The following is a 15,433-nucleotide window of genomic DNA, read 5'->3' on the forward strand; positions in this document are numbered from 1 at the left end:
AAAGACATTGCCGGCGCCTCCGGCCGAGGACCTGTTCGAGATGACCGATTTTCACCGTATCAAGCGCCTGCCGCCCTACGTTTTCGAACAGGTCAACAAGATCAAGGCAGCCGAGCGTGCCAAGGGCGTCGACATCATCGATCTCGGCATGGGCAATCCGGACCTGCCGGCGCCGAAGCATGTCATCGAGAAGCTGGTCGAGACCGCGGGCAAGCCGCGTACCGACCGCTATTCCGCGTCGAAGGGCATCACCGGCCTGCGCCGCGCGCAGGCGAACTATTACGAGCGTCGCTTCGGGGTGAAGCTGAACCCCGACACGCAGGTCGTCGCTACGCTGGGTTCGAAGGAGGGCTTCGCCAATATGGCGCAGGCCATCACCGGCCCGGGCGACGTCGTGCTCGTGCCGAATCCGAGCTATCCGATCCACGCCTTCGGCTTCCTGATGGCGGGCGGCGTGATTCGCTCGGTCCCGGCCGAGCCGACACCGGCGATGTTCCCGGCGCTGGAGCGGGCGGTGATGCATTCGGTGCCGAAGCCGATCGCGCTCGTCACCTGCTACCCGGCGAACCCGACGGCCTATGTCGCCTCGCTTGATTTCTACCGCGATCTCGTCGCCTTCGCGAAGAAGCACGAGCTCATCCTGCTCTCGGACCTCGCCTATGCCGAGGTCTATTTCGATGACCGCAATCCGCCGCCCTCGATGCTGCAGGTGCCGGGCGCGATCGATGTCGCCGTCGAGTTCACCTCGATGTCGAAGACCTTCTCCATGGCCGGCTGGCGCATGGGCTTCGCCGTCGGCAACGAGCGGCTTCTAGCGGCGCTGGCGCGGGTGAAGTCCTATCTCGACTACGGCGCCTACACGCCGATCCAGGTCGCGGCCGCGGCGGCGCTGAACGGCCCCGACGACTGCATCCGCGAGATGCGCGACATCTATCGCAAGCGCCGCGATGCGCTGGTCGAGAGCTTCGGCAAGGCTGGCTGGGAGTTCCCGGCGCCGGAGGCATCGATGTTCGCCTGGGTGCCGATCCCGGAGAAGTTCCGCCATCTCGGCTCGCTGGAGTTCTCGAAGCTGTTGATCGAGAAGGCCGAGGTCGCGGTCGCGCCCGGCATCGGCTTCGGCGAGCATGGCGACGATTATGTCCGCATCGCCATCGTCGAGAACGAGCAGCGCATCCGCCAGGCCGCCCGCAATATCGGACGCTTCCTGAAGGGTGCCGACGCCACGCTGCACAACGTCATCCAGATGCCGAAGGCGGGGTAGGGCAGAACTTCAGAGGGTGTGGTGCTGCGGCCTCTGGACTCAAGGCCGCAAAACATGGGAACCGATGCGATGCGGACGGCTCGTTCCGCATCGCGCCCGAGGCCCGCTCCCATGCCACGAAAAGGCCGCCTGCTCGGCGTCGCTTTCGCCGTCTTCGCCCTGGTCTGTCTGGTCGCGACCTACGATTATTCGAAGGGGCGGATCCCCCAGACGAATTCGGCGCTGGTCTCGGAGGTTCTGTCGGTGACGAACGGACGCGAATGCGCCCGTGACGCGACCGAGATCGTCTCTCGCTTCATCCCCGTCGGCACCGGCCGGGCCGAGGCCGAGCGCCAACTCGCCGAGGTCACGATCGATCCCCCGAAGCCCTGGTTCTGGACGCCGGCCGTCGAGAACAGCACGGTCTCCGAGGGCAATTCCATCGAGGCGCTGCATACGATCAAGGCAACGGCCTTCGGCACCAACCTGCTGCGCATCTATCTCGGTTTCGAGGACGCGAAGGTGAAGCGCGTCGCAGCCGAGGTCGTCTGCCATTTCGGCTGAAGGCGTCGACCCGGCTTACTGCCGCCGCAGCAGGCGCTTGAGGGCGCTTTCCGCATGCGGGTCGACATAGTGGAGCAGCGCGGTCGAGCGGATCGCGTCGGGGTCGCAGGCTTCGTTGGTGTGTATCGAGCGGTACCCGTTGAACAGATAGAGATTGCCCGGCGTGAGCTTGAGGTGCCGGATACCGCGATGCCCTCGCTCATAGCGCGCTCTCAGGACCTTCTGCGAAAGCGGGTTGTCGAGCAGGATCTTGTCGATGAAATTCAGTGCGTAGGATGAACGCAGCTTGCGCGAATTGGGCATGATCAGCAGGTCGCCCGTCTTGCCGCGCTCGGGGATGATGATCGGGATCAGCGCCGTCAGCAGATAGGAATCGTAGTGGAAGTTCAGCGAGTTCGCGGCTGCTAGCCTGCCGGAGAGGCAGCGCAGCACCTGATAGAACGGTGCGTCGGGCGCGACCTTGCCGGTGGTTCGCTCATAGATGGCGTGACATAGCGCGATGAAGTCCGCGTCCTCCGGCCAGGAATGGAGGAACGTTCCTTCGAGTCCGTTCGCGCCGCGGATCGAGAGGTAGTTTCCACCGTTGCGCGCCACCGCCTGCCGCACGAATTCCTGGGCCGATCCCAGCTCAGCGGGCGGGATATAGCCTTCGATGACGGCATAGCCGTCCGCATCGATGCGCCGGGCGATCTCGGCGGTATCCGTCGCGGTTTGCAGTGGGGCAGTCGCAAGCATCGCAGGTCTCCTTCCAGAGGTGGGAAACGGCGAAGGCATCTCGTGGAATTCAAAGCAAGTTCCGTGCCTTGGCTGGCCGCGCGGCGGCCGGGGAGGCGGGCGCGCCGTTGACTCGAACTGCGCCGCATGCGACCCCCACGCCATGACGATGCACGCCCCACTCCCCGAGAACACGCCCTTGCGGGTCGGCATTGCCGGCCTTGGCACGGTGGGAGCAGCCGTCGCCGGAATTCTCCAGCGCCAGGAGAATGCGCTGGCCGCCCGCTGTGGTCGCGCCATCCGTGTCACCGCCGTCTCGGCGCGCGATCGCAGCCGCGATCGCGGCATCGATCTCGGCGGCCTCGCCTGGTTCGACGACCCGGTCGCTCTGGCGCAGTCGGACGAGATCGATTGCTTCGTCGAGTTGATGGGCGGTTCCGACGGGCCGGCCAAGGCGGCCGTCGAGGCGGCGCTCTCGGCCGGCAAGCATGTCGTTACCGCCAACAAGGCACTGCTTGCCGCTCATGGCAACGCGCTGGCGGAACTGGCTGAAGCGAAAGGCGCGGCCCTGGCGTTCGAGGCCTCCTCCGCCGGCGGCATCCCGATCGTGAAGACGCTGCGCGAGGCGCTGGCCGGCAACAATGTCAGCCGCATCTCGGGCATCCTCAACGGCACCTGCAACTACATCCTGTCGCGCATGGAGCAGGAAGGGCTGACCTTCGAGGCCTGCCTGAAGGACGCCCAGCGTCTCGGCTATGCCGAAGCGGACCCGACCTTCGATGTCGAGGGCTTCGATACGGCGCACAAGCTCGCCATCCTGACGAGCCTCGCCTTCGGTACGAAGATCGACGCCGAAGCGATTCATGTCGAAGGCATTTCCGCGATCACGCCGCTCGACCTGAAGATGGCGGATGATCTCGGTTATCGCATCAAGCTGCTCGGCGTCGCCGAGCGCACCAAGACCGGCATCGAGCAGCGCGTGCATCCGACAATGGTGCCGAAATCCTCCGCCATCGCGCAGGTGATGGGCGTGCTCAACGCCGTCAGCGTCGATGCGGATGCGGTCCGTGAGATCACTCTGGTCGGTCCCGGCGCGGGCGGCGACCCGACAGCCTCGGCCGTCGTCGCCGATATCGCCGATGTGGCCCGCGGCACGGCCGGTCTGCCCTTCGGCCTGCCGGTCGCGCGTCTGGAAGAAGCCAAGCGCGCCCCGATGCAACGCCATGAAGGCGGCTACTATGTCCGCCTCGCCGTCGCCGACCGGCCCGGCGCCGCCGCGGCCATCGCGACCCGCATGGCCGAAGCCGATATCTCGCTCGAAAGCATCGTCCAGCGTCGCTCGCCTGAGGCCGTGACCCGCGATCCGGGTGGCCGCTCCGGCGCGCCGGTCCCGGTCGTGCTGATCACCTACGCCACCAGCGAGACCGCCATCCGCGCCGCGCTCGAAAAGGTCACGGCCGATGGCCATGTCGCGGAACCGCCGCAAGTTATTCGCATAGAGCGGGAATAGGCTTCGCGCCCGTACCCAGCCACGTCTTTGCAAGGGGACCTCATTTCATGTCCGTCGATCTTCGTATCTCCCCCGATCAGATCATCGAGCGCTATCTCTCGATGGAACTCGTCCGCGTCACCGAGCGCGCCGCCGTCTCCGCCGCCCGCCTGCGCGGCCACGGCAACGAGAAGGCCGCCGACCAGGCCGCCGTCGACGCGATGCGCCGCGAATTGAACCGCCTGCCGATCGACGGCGAGATCGTCATCGGCGAGGGCGAGCGCGACGAGGCGCCGATGCTGTTCATCGGCGAGAAGGTCGGCAACAAGCAGGGCCCGAAGGTGCATATCGCGGTGGATCCGCTCGAGGGCACCACGCTCTGCGCCAAGGACATGCCGGGCTCGATCGCCGTGATGGCGATGGCCGGCGCCGGCAGCCTGCTTTACGCACCCGACGTCTACATGGACAAGATCGCCTGCGGCCCGGGTTACGCCAAGGGCGTGATCGATCTCGACGCCTCGCCGGCCGACAACATCAACGCGCTGGCCAAGGCCAAGGGCGTGAAGCCCAACGAGATCTCGACGCTGATCATGGACCGCCCGCGCCATGCCAAGCTGATCGAGGAGGTCCGCAAGACCGGCTGCTCGATCCGCCTCATCACCGATGGCGACGTCGCTGGCGTGATCTTCTGCACCCAGCCCGAGAAAACCGGCATCGACCTCTATCTCGGTATCGGCGGCGCGCCGGAAGGCGTGCTCGCGGCGGCGGCGCTGCGTTGCGTCGGTGGCCAGATGCAGGGTCGGCTGATCCTCGACACCGAGGAGAAGCGCGTGCGCGCCCACGGCATGGGCGTGCTTGACCCGAACAAGAAGTACGACATGTCGGAGATGGCCTCGGGCGACGTCATCGTCTGCGCGACGGGCGTGACGGATGGCGGCCTGCTCTCGGGCGTGAAGTTCGGCAAGGACTTCATCGAGACCGAGACGCTGGTCTATCGCTCGATCACCGGCACGGTCCGCCGCATCTATGGCGAGCACCGCGAGTTCTCGAAGTTCCAGCTCGACTGAGCCCATCGCAGCGCAAGCATTGTTCAGAAGCGGCCGGGTTGCTCCCGGCCGCTTTTTTCTTGTCCCACCGGCAGTGCCGCAACGGATGGGGCAGCCTCAGCGCCACATGCCGCGCATGCGCGCCTGCAGGTCGATGCGTGGACCCGCGCTCGGCGGCCGGGCGGGTTGCGCCGCCGCGCGCGGCCAGGCGGTCTGCTCGAAGCGGCCGAGCAGCGTGGTGGGAATGAAGCGGCTGCGCGCCGCATAGACATGCCGGTCGCCCGTGCTCGATTGCCCATGCGTGAAGAAGCGCTGCGGCACGATGAGGTCGAGATGGTCCTTGGCGCGCGTCATCGCGACATAAAGCAGACGCCGCTCTTCCTCGATCTCGTCGGGAGCTCCGACGCCGAGATCGACCGGTATGCAGCCGTCGACCACGTTCATCACGAAGACAGACGACCATTCCTGCCCCTTGGCCGAATGGATCGTCGAGAGGATGAGATAGTCTTCATCGAGATGCGGCGGTCCCGCCCGGTCGCTTGTCGCGTTCGGCGGATCGAGCGTCAGCTCGGTCAGAAAACGCTCCCGTGAGGGATAGCTTGCCGCGATCTGTTCGAGCTGGATGAGGTCGGCCTGCCGGCTGGCGGCGTCCTCGTGCTTGCGTTCCAGATGCGGCGCGTACCAGAGCCGGGCACGTTCGAGATCGGCGGGCCAGGCCGCATGCCCGGAGGCGAGCGCGGCGATCGTGGCGAGGAAATCCGGCCAGTCGGCTCCGGCTCGCTGCGGTGGCTCGGCAGCCCCGAGGGCGGCCAGCGGTTCGCTTGCCGGCTCGATCTGATCGAGCACGCGCTGCGCGGTCGTCGGGCCGACGCCGGGCAGCAGCTGCATGAGCCTGAACCCCGCGACCCGGTCCCGCGGGTTCTCGACGAAGCGCAGCAGCGCCAGCATGTCCTTCACATGGGCGGCATCGAGGAACTTCAGCCCACCGAACTTGACGAAGGGGATGTTGCGCCGCGTCAACTCGATCTCCAGCGGCCCGCTGTGATGCGAGGCGCGGAACAGAACGGCCTGTTCCTTCAAGGTGGCGCCGGCCTCGCGGTTCTCCAGCACCCGCTCGGCGATGAAGCGCGCCTGGTCGGCTTCGTCTCGGACATTGACCAATTGCGGGGCTGAGCCGGCTGCGCGCTCGGTCCAGAGGTTCTTGGTGAAGCGCTCCGCGGCGAGATCGATGACCGCGTTGGAGGCCGAGAGGATGGCCTGGCTCGACCGGTAGTTCTGGTCGAGCGTGATGACCTCGGCCGGCGGCGAGAACGCGGCGGGAAAGTCGAGGATGTTGCGGACGGTCGCCGCCCGGAACGCGTAGATCGATTGCGCATCGTCGCCGACGACGGTCAGGCCCTGGCCATCGGGCTTCAGCGCCAGCAGGATCGACGCCTGCAACCGATTGGTGTCCTGGTATTCGTCGACCATGACATGGTCGAAACGCTCGCCGATATCGCTGGCGAGATCCGGGTCGGTCATCATCTGCGCCCAGTAGAGCAGCAGGTCGTCGTAATCGAGCACGCTCTGGCGCTGCTTGGCCTCCACATAGGCCGCGAACAGGCTTTTCAGCTCGGCCGCCCAGTTCACGCACCAAGGATAGGAGCGCGCCAGCACCCTGTCGATCTCCGTTTCGGCATTCACGCAGCGCGAATAGATGGAGAGGCAGGTGCCTTTCGTCGGAAAGCGCGCCTCTGTCTTCGAAAAGCCGAGCTCGTGGCGCACGAGATTCATCAGGTCGGCCGAATCCTCCCGGTCATGGATCGTGAAGGAGGGCGCGAGCCCCAGCTGCTCGGCGTTCTCGCGCAGCAGCCGGGCCCCGAGACCGTGGAACGTGCCGGCCCATGTCAGCGCGTCGGTCAGGACGGCGGCGCCTTCTCCGATAACCTTGCGGGCGATCCGCTCGACCCGGCGGATCATTTCCGTCGCCGCCCGGCGCGAGAAGGTCATCAGCAGGATGCGGCGCGGATCGGCGCCGGTGACGATCAGATGCGCGACGCGGTGGGCGAGGGTGTTGGTCTTGCCGGAGCCCGCGCCCGCGATGACGAGCAAGGGCAAGGCCGCCGGCACGCCCACGCCATAGGTCGCCGCCCGCCGCTGGGCAGGGTTGAGATTGTCGAGATAGGATGTGGCGAGCAGCGGCGAATCAAGGGCGAGCATGGCCCGGATTCGATCATTTTCGCGTTTTGTTCGCAATCGATCCTTGCGTGCAAAAGTCTCGGTCAGGCGACGGACTGCGCCGCCGCCCGCCCTGCAGCCCGCCCCGAAAAGATGCAGCCGCCAAGGAAGGTGCCTTCGAGTGCGCGGTAGCCATGGACGCCACCGCCGCCGAAGCCGGCCGCTTCCCCCGCCGCATAGAGCCCGGGCACCGGCTCGCCAGCCTCGTCCAGAACGCGCGACGAGAGATCGGTCATCAACCCGCCGAGCGACTTTCGCGTCAGGATATTGAGGCGCACCGCGATCAGCGGGCCATGTGCCGGGTCGAGGATGCGGTGCGGCTTCGCCGTGCGTATCAGCTTGTCGCCGAGATAGGCGCGCGCGCCGCGCAACGCCGTCACCTGCAGGTCCTTGCCGAAGGAATTGGCGAGAGCGCGGTCGCGCGCCTCGACCGCCTCGTCGATCAGCCGCTCGCCGGTCAGCTCGTTCATGCGCGTGACGAGACGCGAGAAATCGCCCTCGACGATGAAATCCTCGCCCTTGTCCATGAAGGCCTGCACCGGCCCCGGCACGCCGCCGCCGGCACGGCCCAGCACCTGCCGCCAGCTCTTGCCGGTCAGGTCGGGGTTCTGCTCGGAGCCCGACAGCGCGAATTCCTTGGCGATGATGCTGCGGTTGAGCACGAACCAGGAATAGTCGTAGCCGGTCCCCATGATGTGCTCGAGCGCGCCGAGCGTATCGAAGCCGGGGAAGAGCGGCACCGGCAGGCGGTTGCCGCGCGCATCGAACCAGAGCGAGGAGGGGCCGGGCAGGATACGGATGCCATGGTGCGGCCATATCGGCGCCCAATTGGCGATGCCCTCGACATAGTGCCACATCCGGTCGCCATTGATCAGCCGGCCGCCAGCGGCCTGCGCCACGCCGAGCATCGCGCCGTCGACATGGTCGGGCACGCCCGAAAGCAACCGGGCAGAGGCCTTGCCGAGCCGCGCCGGCCATTGCGCCCGGACGAGATCGTGATTGCCGCCGATGCCGCCGGAGGTGACGATCACGGCCTGCGCCTTCATCGAGAAACGCCCGGCGACATTGCGGCTGCTCTTTTCGCCCCGCCCCACCGCGTTCGGCTCCAGGATCTCGCCTTCGACCCCGTCGACCGCGCCGCCGCTCTTCGTGACGCCGGTGACGCGATGGCGGAAATGAAACGAGAGCAACCCCTTGGCCTGTGCTTCCTTTGCGCGGCGCAGGAAGGGTTCCAGCACGCCAGGTCCCGTGCCCCAGGTCACATGGAAGCGCGGCACCGAATTGCCATGGCCGGTCGCGAGGCCTCCGCCGCGCTCGGCCCAGCCGACGACCGGGAACCAGCGCATGCCCATGGCGTGCAGCCAGCTGCGCTTCTCGCCGGCGGCGAAGTCGAGATAGGCCTCGGCCCAGCGCCGCGGCCATTCGTCCTCCGCCCGGTCGAAGCCGGCCGAGCCGAACCAGTCGTCATCAGCCAGCTCACGCGAATCGCGGATGCGCAGGCGTCGCTGTTCGGGGCTGTCGACGAGGAACAGCCCGCCGAGCGACCAGAAGGCTTGCCCGCCGAGCGATGCTTCCGGCTCCTGGTCGAGCACCACGACCTTGCGCCCCGCTTCCGCGATCTCGCAGGCAGCGACAAGGCCCGAAAGTCCGGCGCCTACGATCGCCACGTCGGTTTCGTGCCGCATGTCCCGCCCCGAATGCCGCCTTTGCTGGCGGCTTCGGCGCACTATGGCGGCCGTTCGCGGGCCGGCCAAGTTTGGCGCTGGTTGACCTTATGCTCCGCTTGCGCGACGCCCTTGGCACGATGAGTCCGATACAGCCCCGTGTTTTTCTTGGCGTAACCCGCTCCGCGCTCGGCCGCCCCTGGCGCGACCGGCTGGATACGGCCGGGCTCGGCCGGGCGGAAGCGCTCTCCCAACGCGAGGGCCTGTCCGACATCCTGTCGCGCCTGCTCGCCGTCCGCGGTGTCGAGCCGGCCGAGGCCGGGCGCTTCCTCGAGCCGAAACTGCGCGACCTGCTGCCCGATCCCGCCATCCTCACCGATATGGCACCCGCCGCGGCGCGGCTCGCCCAAGCGGTGCTGCGTGGCGAGCGCGTTGCGATCTTCGGCGACTACGATGTCGACGGCGCCTGCTCCTCCGCCTTGCTCGCGGGCTTCCTGACGCAAGGTGGAGCGCGCCCGCGCATCCATATCCCCGACCGCCTGATCGAGGGCTACGGCCCCAACAGCGAGGCGATCCGCATGCTGGCCGGCGAGGGCGCGACCCTCCTCGTCACGGTCGATTGCGGAACGACGAGCGACGAGCCGCTGGCGGAGGCGCGCCGGCTCGGCCTCGATGTCGTGGTGCTCGACCACCATCAGGCGCCTGAGCGGTTGCCTCCCGTCGAAGCGCTGGTCAATCCGAACCGGCAGGACGATCTCTCCGGCCTCGGCCATCTCTGCGCCGCCGGCGTGGTCTTCCTGACGCTGGTCGCCACCAGCCGCGAGTTGCGCCGGCAGGGCCATTGGGCCGCGCGCGGCGGTGAGCCCGATCTGCTGGCCGCGCTTGATATCGTCGCGCTGGCGACGGTGGCGGATGTCGTGCCGCTGCAAGGCCTCAACCGCGCCTTCGTGCGGCAGGGGTTGGCGATGATGCGCAGCCGTGCCCGTCCCGGCCTCGCCGCGCTGATGGACGTGTCCGGCCTCGATGGCCCGATCCAGCCCTGGCATCTCGGCTTCCTGCTTGGCCCCCGTATCAATGCCGGCGGGCGGATCGGCGATGCGGCGCTGGGCGCGCGCCTGCTGATGACCGATGACGAAGTGGAGGCCCGCACCATCGCCGCCGAGCTCAACCGCCTCAACCAGGAGCGGCAGGAGATCGAGCGGCTCGCCGTGCTGGAGGCGGTGTCGCAGGCCGAGCATGAGCTGGCGGGAATCGAGGACATGCCGGTGCTCCTCGCCGGCAGTGCCGACTGGCACCCCGGCATCGTCGGTCTGGTCGCAGCGAGGCTGAAGGAGCGCTTCCGCCGCCCCGCCTTTGCGCTCGCCTTGAACGGGGAGGGTGGGGCCACCGGCTCCGGCCGCTCGGTTGCTGGCGTCGATCTGGGGCGCGCCGTGCGTGCGGCGGTCGAGGCCGGTCTCGCGGTCAAGGGCGGTGGCCACGCCATGGCGGCCGGCGTGACGCTGGCCGGCGGGCAGGCCGGGCCCTTCCATGCCTTTCTCAACCAACATCTGGCGCGCGAGGTCGGGGTCGCCGGCGAGGCCGAGGCGCTGCTCGTCGACGCCGCACTCAGCGCCGGCGGCGCCAGCCCGCGCCTCATTGCCGAGATTGAGAAGGCCGGCCCGTTCGGCTCGGGCAGCCCGGAGCCCGTCTTCGTCTTCCCCGCGCACCGTCTGACCGATGCCATCGAGATCGGCAGCGGCGGCCATGTCCGCATCAAGCTGCGCTCCGGCGATGGCGCAACCATCGGCGGCATCGCCTTTCGCGCGGCGCAGGAGCCGCTGGGCCAGGCCCTGCTCGCGGCGCGCGGCGAGACCGTTCACCTCGCCGCGACGCTTTCGCTCAATCGCTGGGGCGGCAATGAGACGGCGGAGTTGCGCATCCTCGATCTCGCTCGCCCGATCTGACGAGGGCGCCGTCACATTTCTTGTGAACGGGAGCTTGCGAAGCGGGAGGCCTGCCACTATACCTCGCCCCGCTTCGGCAAGAACCTTCCCGGTTCGAGGCAAAGCGACCTTCGTCTATCGGTTAGGACACCAGCCTTTCACGCTGGGGAGACGGGTTCGACTCCCGTAGGTCGCGCCACATTGCCCTTCGGCAACATTCATTGGCGACCGAAACCGGCCCGAAACGGCCGGTTTTTTCGTCTTTGATGTTCATTGACGGTCGCCGGCTGCCGTTGACACCCACGTAAATGGTTGGCCTATCTGTTGGTCCCAGCCACGAGCCAACAAGGGCGAGGCCAACATGCCTCTGACCGACACCGCGATCCGCAACGCCAAACCTTCGACCTTGACGGTGAAACTGTCGGACGGGGCTGGCCTGCAATTATGGGTAACGCCCAAAGGCTCAAAGCTTTGGTGCCTGGCATATCGGTTTGGCGGCAAGCAGAAGAAGCTTTCGATCGGGGCTTATCCCGAGATCGATCTGCGCGGCGCCCGCGCCTGCCGAGAGGAAGCCAGGGAACAGTTGCGCGCAGGGCTGGACCCTTCCGCTGAGAAGCGTCTGCACCGCCTGACGCGAGAGACCAGCCGCGCCACGACCTTTGGCCTGATCGCAGACGAGTTGCTGGTCAAGAAGGAGAAAGAGGGCAAGGCGCCGGCCACCATGGAGAAGAAGCGTTGGCTTTTATCCCTGGCAAGGCCGCTCATCGGCACGCGTCCAATCGTGGAAATCAGCGCGGCAGAGATATTGGCCGTGCTGCGCAAGGTCGAGGCGCGAGGCAAACACGAGACCGCCAAGGCCCTCCGTTCTTCGATCGGCCAGGTGTTCCGCTACGCCATCGCGACCGCGCGCGCCGAGAATGATCCCACGTTCGGGCTGCGTGGCGCATTGATCGCGCCGGTCGTGACGCATCGTGCAGCTATCACCTCTCCGAAACACTTCGGGGAGCTCCTTCGGGCGATAGAGGGGTTCACGGGCCAGATCACCACGAAGGTCGCCCTTCAATTGATGGCGCTTCTATTCCCCCGCCCCGGCGAGTTGCGCCTTGCGGAGTGGAGCGAGTTCGATCTCGACGCTGCCGAGTGGATCATCCCAGCCAAGCGGACGAAGATGCGTCGTCCGCATCGCGTACCGCTGCCTAAGCAGGCGCTCGCAATTCTCGGAGCGCTCAAGGAGCAGACCGGTGACGGAAAGCTGCTGTTCCCTTCGCTGCGAACGAACCGGCGGCCGATCAGCGAAAACACCACCAACGCCGCACTGCGTCGCATGGGCTTTGCTCAAGACGAGATGACAAGCCACGGCTTCCGGGCCGCTGCCAGCACGATATTGAACGAATCCGGCAAGTGGTCGTCCGACGCGATCGAGCGAGCTCTCGCGCATCAGGACGAGGACGAGGTGCGCCGCGCCTACGCTCGGGGCGAGCATTGGGACGAGCGCGTTCGGATGGCGGAGTGGTGGGCCGATCATCTCGACCTCCTGCGCACCGGCGCCAAGGTTATTCCGATGAAGCCAGCGAGCGCCGGCTAATCGACCGAGACGGATGGGGCTGTTCCAGCCAGGAAAAAGCGCGATGCGCCGCGCGCCTGCCTCATTCTTCGAATTCGACGCGTTTCGAGGGGCGACGTGAAGGTTCCTAACCTCAGAGCGACATTCAAGAGCCTCCCCAGCGAAGGTAACGCTGTGGTCTGGCAGCAGATTGCTAATCCTTCCGAAAGGATCGAACTGCCTGGCGTTACGGCCGTGGCGGGGAAGGCACTCGCCAGCCGCATGCTCGCGAACCTCGGGAAGCTCCAAGGTGAGTTGCAGGCTGCATTTGACGCGCAGGCTGGAGATATAGCTCCGCGTGATCGGAGCCGCTTCATCAATGCTCAATTGGCAATCGCGAAATATCTACAGGGTGAAAATCTTCCGGCGCGGCTCTGCCACGAAATAGCAGAATTGGCCTATGCTCTTAATGACCTAGACAACGGCCTCACGCCCCCGCTTCTGAAGGAAGCAACAGTGCGCGAGACCGGGGGTAATAAGACGGAAATTGGTGAAATCTGGCGAGCGCGGGCATATATCGCCGTCGCAGCGGGCGCCTTGATTGCGGCGGGGTTCGGCAAAGGAACCACTTACAAACGGATCGCCAAACAAATCTCAAGCGTTGCTCATCACCTCACAGACGGCGACAATATTCCGAGCGCTATCAAGCGTTGGGTGGCCGTCTTTGCGGAGGGTCGATGTCCGAACGAACCGGCCCAAGTCTGTTTCGAAACCGGTCAAGGTCTGATTGCCCGTTTCAGATCCGAAAGACCAGACTCGAATGAGATAGAGCTCGCGGATCGGATTTTGAAGTTGGCATCTGATCTTGCGGCGGGTTGCGCTTATCCAGCGGGCTATGAAAACCCAAGGGCCGGTAAGCGCGTAACCTCTTGACTTTTAATCGGGCCATTAAAAGTCAAATATATCTTTTAAGCCCCCATTTTTATGGCCGAAATACTCGGTTTTCAATCGTCCTCACCCGCCAGTTGCGTTCCGATAAACGCGGGTGATTGAGGACGTAAAATGGAAGAATATGCTCCCCCTGTAGACCGCCTGATCCCCGTGCTTGCTGCGTTCGGCATGATGGGGATGCGCACCACGAACGGCTACGCGAAGCTGAAAAACGGCAGCCTGAAAGCCGTCCGCAACGGCCGCCGGACCTTCATCCGGGCATCTGAGATCGAGCGCTATATCCGCTCGCTCGAATCTGTCTCCGAGAAGGAGGCCGCGTGACTTCATGCCCCTCAAAAAGCTGAACCCGACAACACCCGCCCTGGCCGGCGGCGTCATCGGGTCCGAATTGCAAAGCTGGGCAGCTACGCATTCGAACCTTACCATGCAGCGGCTCGCGCTCAAGCAGATTTACGAGCGCGCCGCTGTCTCCGAGCCCGTCGCGCTCGTCATCGCCGCTCATGCCGGCCTTCTTAGGGAGGCCCGTTGATGGTCACGCCCGGCCTATTCGTCGGAGGTGTCATGCTGACACTCCCCCACCTTCAGCGCGCCCTCGGCGGCGAGATAACCGGCGGCCAGCTTGTCGCGCCGGGGCCGGGCCATAGTCCTGCAGACAGGTCGATGGCGGTCAAGATCGCGCCGGACCATCCTGGCGGCTTCGTGGTGCACAGCCACGCCGGCGACGATCCGATGGCCTGCCGGGACTATGTGAAGACTCGCGCTGGCATCGACGACAGGTCGATGCCTCGCATCATGAGCAACCCGCGCGTACGCCAAGCCGCCCCCGTTCGGGATTACGCCGAGCAGAACAAGCAGCGCGCCATCGCGATCTGGAATGAATCGGTCGATCCGCGCGGCACGCTCGCCGAGGTCTACCTCCGGTCGCGCGGCCTCGAACTGGCTGACGAGATGGCGATGGCCGTGATCCGGTTTCATCCGTCCTGCCCGTTCGGCAAGAACACCCGCCACCCCTGCATGGTCGTGGCATTCCATAGCATCGATACCGGCGAGCTCGTTGCCATCCATCGCACCGCGCTGACAGCTGACGGCTCCAAGATCGATCGGAAGATGATGGGCCCCGTCGGCGGCGCTGCGATCAAGCTTGAAAGCATCGAAGGCTCCAGCAGGACGATCGTGATCGGGGAAGGCATCGAGACGTGCCTGTCAGCGCGCGCGGCCGGGATCTCGCCGGTCTGGGCGACGGGATCGGCCGACGCGATCAAGGACTTCCCCGTCATGCCGGACATCGAGGCCATCGGTGTTCTGGGAGAGATGGATGAGAGCGGCGCCAGTCAAAGGGCGACGCAGGCCGTCGGCGACCGGTGGCATGCGGCTGGCCGCGAAGTTCATGTGTTCCTTCCCACGGCCGGCAAGGACATCAACGACGCGTTGCAGGCCAATGGCAGCGATGCGGCGGTCAAGCTTGGAGTGTTCCATCCGACACCGGAGCCGGACGCCCCCGACGCAGAGCCGGCCAGCGCCGACGGCCCGATTCCGCTCTTCCCGCCCTTGCCCGAAGCCGAGCGCTTTCCGATCGAGTCGCTGGGACCGGTCCTGTCTAGCGCTGCCGTTGCCATCGCGAGCAAGGTCCAGGTGCCCGAGGCGATCGCCGCGCAATCCGTGCTCGCTGTCGCCGCGCTCGTATCGCAGGCGCATGCCGATGTGATGATGCCCTACGGCCAGACACGGCCCTTGTCGCTCGACGTCGTGACGATAGCGCCATCCGGAGGCAGGAAGACATCGGCCGATAGCGAAGCCCTCGGGGCAGTCCGCAAGCGTGAAAAGGCGCTGAAGGAAGAGCACGAGCACGAGCATCGCCTGTGGTCGATCGACTTTGCCGCCTGGAGTGCGGAGAAGAAGAAGATCGAGGGCAACCGGAAACTGCAACACGACGAGAGGCGGAGGGCTTTGGTCGCGCTCGGTCCCGAGCCGGAGCGCCCGCTCTCCCCGTTCCTGACCGTACCCGAACCGACGATCGAGGGGCTGGTGAAGGCGTGGGTCAATGCACCGGCGGCGCTTGGCATCTTTACCGCCGAGGGTGGCA

Annotated in this window: 13 protein-coding genes and 1 tRNA gene; 11 read left to right on the forward strand and 3 right to left on the reverse strand. The window is 66.1% G+C overall.

The features are described from left to right. Window positions 1-40: 40 nt before the first annotated feature. The gene (locus AC1DVA_RS22235) at window positions 41-1,261 is read left to right on the forward strand and encodes an LL-diaminopimelate aminotransferase (RefSeq protein ID WP_265052872.1); all 1,221 of its coding nucleotides are present in this window, start codon (window positions 41-43) and stop codon (window positions 1,259-1,261) included. 111 nt (window positions 1,262-1,372) lie between these two features. Continuing rightward, window positions 1,373-1,804, forward strand: coding sequence for a hypothetical protein (locus tag AC1DVA_RS22240; RefSeq protein WP_265052873.1), 432 nt, complete (start codon window positions 1,373-1,375; stop codon window positions 1,802-1,804). A 15-nt stretch (window positions 1,805-1,819) separates the two neighbouring features. Here AC1DVA_RS22240 and AC1DVA_RS22245 read toward each other — a convergent pair whose 3' ends face one another. Next, entirely contained in the window at window positions 1,820-2,539 is a 720-nt protein-coding gene (locus AC1DVA_RS22245; RefSeq protein WP_476807307.1) for a hypothetical protein, read from the reverse strand. A gap of 148 nt (window positions 2,540-2,687) precedes the next feature. Between AC1DVA_RS22245 and AC1DVA_RS22250 the strand changes: the two genes are divergently transcribed. Then, entirely contained in the window at window positions 2,688-4,028 is a 1,341-nt protein-coding gene (locus AC1DVA_RS22250; RefSeq protein WP_265054799.1) for a homoserine dehydrogenase, read from the forward strand. Window positions 4,029-4,075: 47 nt separating this feature from the next. Beyond that, window positions 4,076-5,074 carry a class II fructose-bisphosphatase gene (gene glpX, locus AC1DVA_RS22255; RefSeq protein ID WP_265052875.1) on the forward strand — a complete coding sequence of 333 codons (999 nt, stop codon included), beginning with the start codon at window positions 4,076-4,078 and terminating at the stop codon, window positions 5,072-5,074. A 96-nt stretch (window positions 5,075-5,170) separates the two neighbouring features. On the opposite strand, the gene AC1DVA_RS22260 is transcribed toward glpX, so the two are convergent. Further along, on the reverse strand, window positions 5,171-7,252 hold the full coding sequence (locus tag AC1DVA_RS22260) for an ATP-dependent helicase (protein ID WP_476807308.1): 2,082 nt from the start codon (window positions 7,250-7,252) through the stop codon (window positions 5,171-5,173). A gap of 62 nt (window positions 7,253-7,314) precedes the next feature. Beyond that, window positions 7,315-8,955, reverse strand: a complete 1,641-nt coding sequence (locus AC1DVA_RS22265) for an FAD-binding dehydrogenase (protein WP_476807309.1) — start codon at window positions 8,953-8,955, stop codon at window positions 7,315-7,317. Between the two features lie 119 nt (window positions 8,956-9,074). Here AC1DVA_RS22265 and recJ point away from each other — a divergent pair, with 119 nt between their 5' ends. From recJ to AC1DVA_RS22300, 7 genes are all read left to right on the forward strand, one after another. Beyond that, window positions 9,075-10,877 carry a single-stranded-DNA-specific exonuclease RecJ gene (gene recJ / locus AC1DVA_RS22270; RefSeq protein ID WP_476807310.1) on the forward strand — a complete coding sequence of 601 codons (1,803 nt, stop codon included), beginning with the start codon at window positions 9,075-9,077 and terminating at the stop codon, window positions 10,875-10,877. A 103-nt stretch (window positions 10,878-10,980) separates the two neighbouring features. Then, window positions 10,981-11,055 (forward strand) — tRNA-Glu (locus AC1DVA_RS22275). Window positions 11,056-11,217: 162 nt separating this feature from the next. Further along, the gene (locus AC1DVA_RS22280; RefSeq protein ID WP_476807311.1) at window positions 11,218-12,441 is read left to right on the forward strand and encodes a tyrosine-type recombinase/integrase; all 1,224 of its coding nucleotides are present in this window, start codon (window positions 11,218-11,220) and stop codon (window positions 12,439-12,441) included. 96 nt (window positions 12,442-12,537) lie between these two features. After that, entirely contained in the window at window positions 12,538-13,332 is a 795-nt protein-coding gene (locus AC1DVA_RS22285) for a hypothetical protein (protein ID WP_476807312.1), read from the forward strand. 129 nt (window positions 13,333-13,461) lie between these two features. Further along, window positions 13,462-13,671: a hypothetical protein gene (locus AC1DVA_RS22290; RefSeq protein WP_476807313.1), complete on the forward strand. Its 210-nt coding sequence runs from the start codon at window positions 13,462-13,464 to the stop codon at window positions 13,669-13,671. A gap of 4 nt (window positions 13,672-13,675) precedes the next feature. Further along, window positions 13,676-13,879: a hypothetical protein gene (locus AC1DVA_RS22295; RefSeq protein ID WP_476807314.1), complete on the forward strand. Its 204-nt coding sequence runs from the start codon at window positions 13,676-13,678 to the stop codon at window positions 13,877-13,879. Beyond that, a partial coding sequence (locus tag AC1DVA_RS22300; protein WP_476807315.1) for a DUF3987 domain-containing protein occupies window positions 13,879-15,433 on the forward strand: 1,555 nt, incomplete at its 3' end. The genes AC1DVA_RS22295 and AC1DVA_RS22300, both read left to right, overlap by 1 nt.

The sequence above is a fragment of the Allobosea sp. P4_C6 genome (assembly GCF_056402015.1).

Excerpts from the sequence above, each read along its gene's own strand:
- AC1DVA_RS22245 (WP_476807307.1), bottom strand. The coding sequence starts at position 2,539 with ATGCTTGCGACTGCCCCACTGCAAACCGCGACGGATACCGCCGAGATC.
- AC1DVA_RS22235 (WP_265052872.1), top strand. The coding sequence starts at position 41 with ATGACCGATTTTCACCGTATCAAGCGCCTGCCGCCCTACGTTTTCGAA.
- AC1DVA_RS22260 (WP_476807308.1), bottom strand. The coding sequence starts at position 7,252 with ATGCTCGCCCTTGATTCGCCGCTGCTCGCCACATCCTATCTCGACAAT.
- AC1DVA_RS22295 (WP_476807314.1), top strand. The coding sequence starts at position 13,676 with ATGCCCCTCAAAAAGCTGAACCCGACAACACCCGCCCTGGCCGGCGGC.
- AC1DVA_RS22290 (WP_476807313.1), top strand. The coding sequence starts at position 13,462 with ATGGAAGAATATGCTCCCCCTGTAGACCGCCTGATCCCCGTGCTTGCT.
- AC1DVA_RS22265 (WP_476807309.1), bottom strand. The coding sequence starts at position 8,955 with ATGCGGCACGAAACCGACGTGGCGATCGTAGGCGCCGGACTTTCGGGC.
- AC1DVA_RS22280 (WP_476807311.1), top strand. The coding sequence starts at position 11,218 with ATGCCTCTGACCGACACCGCGATCCGCAACGCCAAACCTTCGACCTTG.
- glpX (WP_265052875.1), top strand. The coding sequence starts at position 4,076 with ATGTCCGTCGATCTTCGTATCTCCCCCGATCAGATCATCGAGCGCTAT.
- AC1DVA_RS22250 (WP_265054799.1), top strand. The coding sequence starts at position 2,688 with ATGCACGCCCCACTCCCCGAGAACACGCCCTTGCGGGTCGGCATTGCC.
- recJ (WP_476807310.1), top strand. The coding sequence starts at position 9,075 with ATGAGTCCGATACAGCCCCGTGTTTTTCTTGGCGTAACCCGCTCCGCG.
- AC1DVA_RS22240 (WP_265052873.1), top strand. The coding sequence starts at position 1,373 with ATGCCACGAAAAGGCCGCCTGCTCGGCGTCGCTTTCGCCGTCTTCGCC.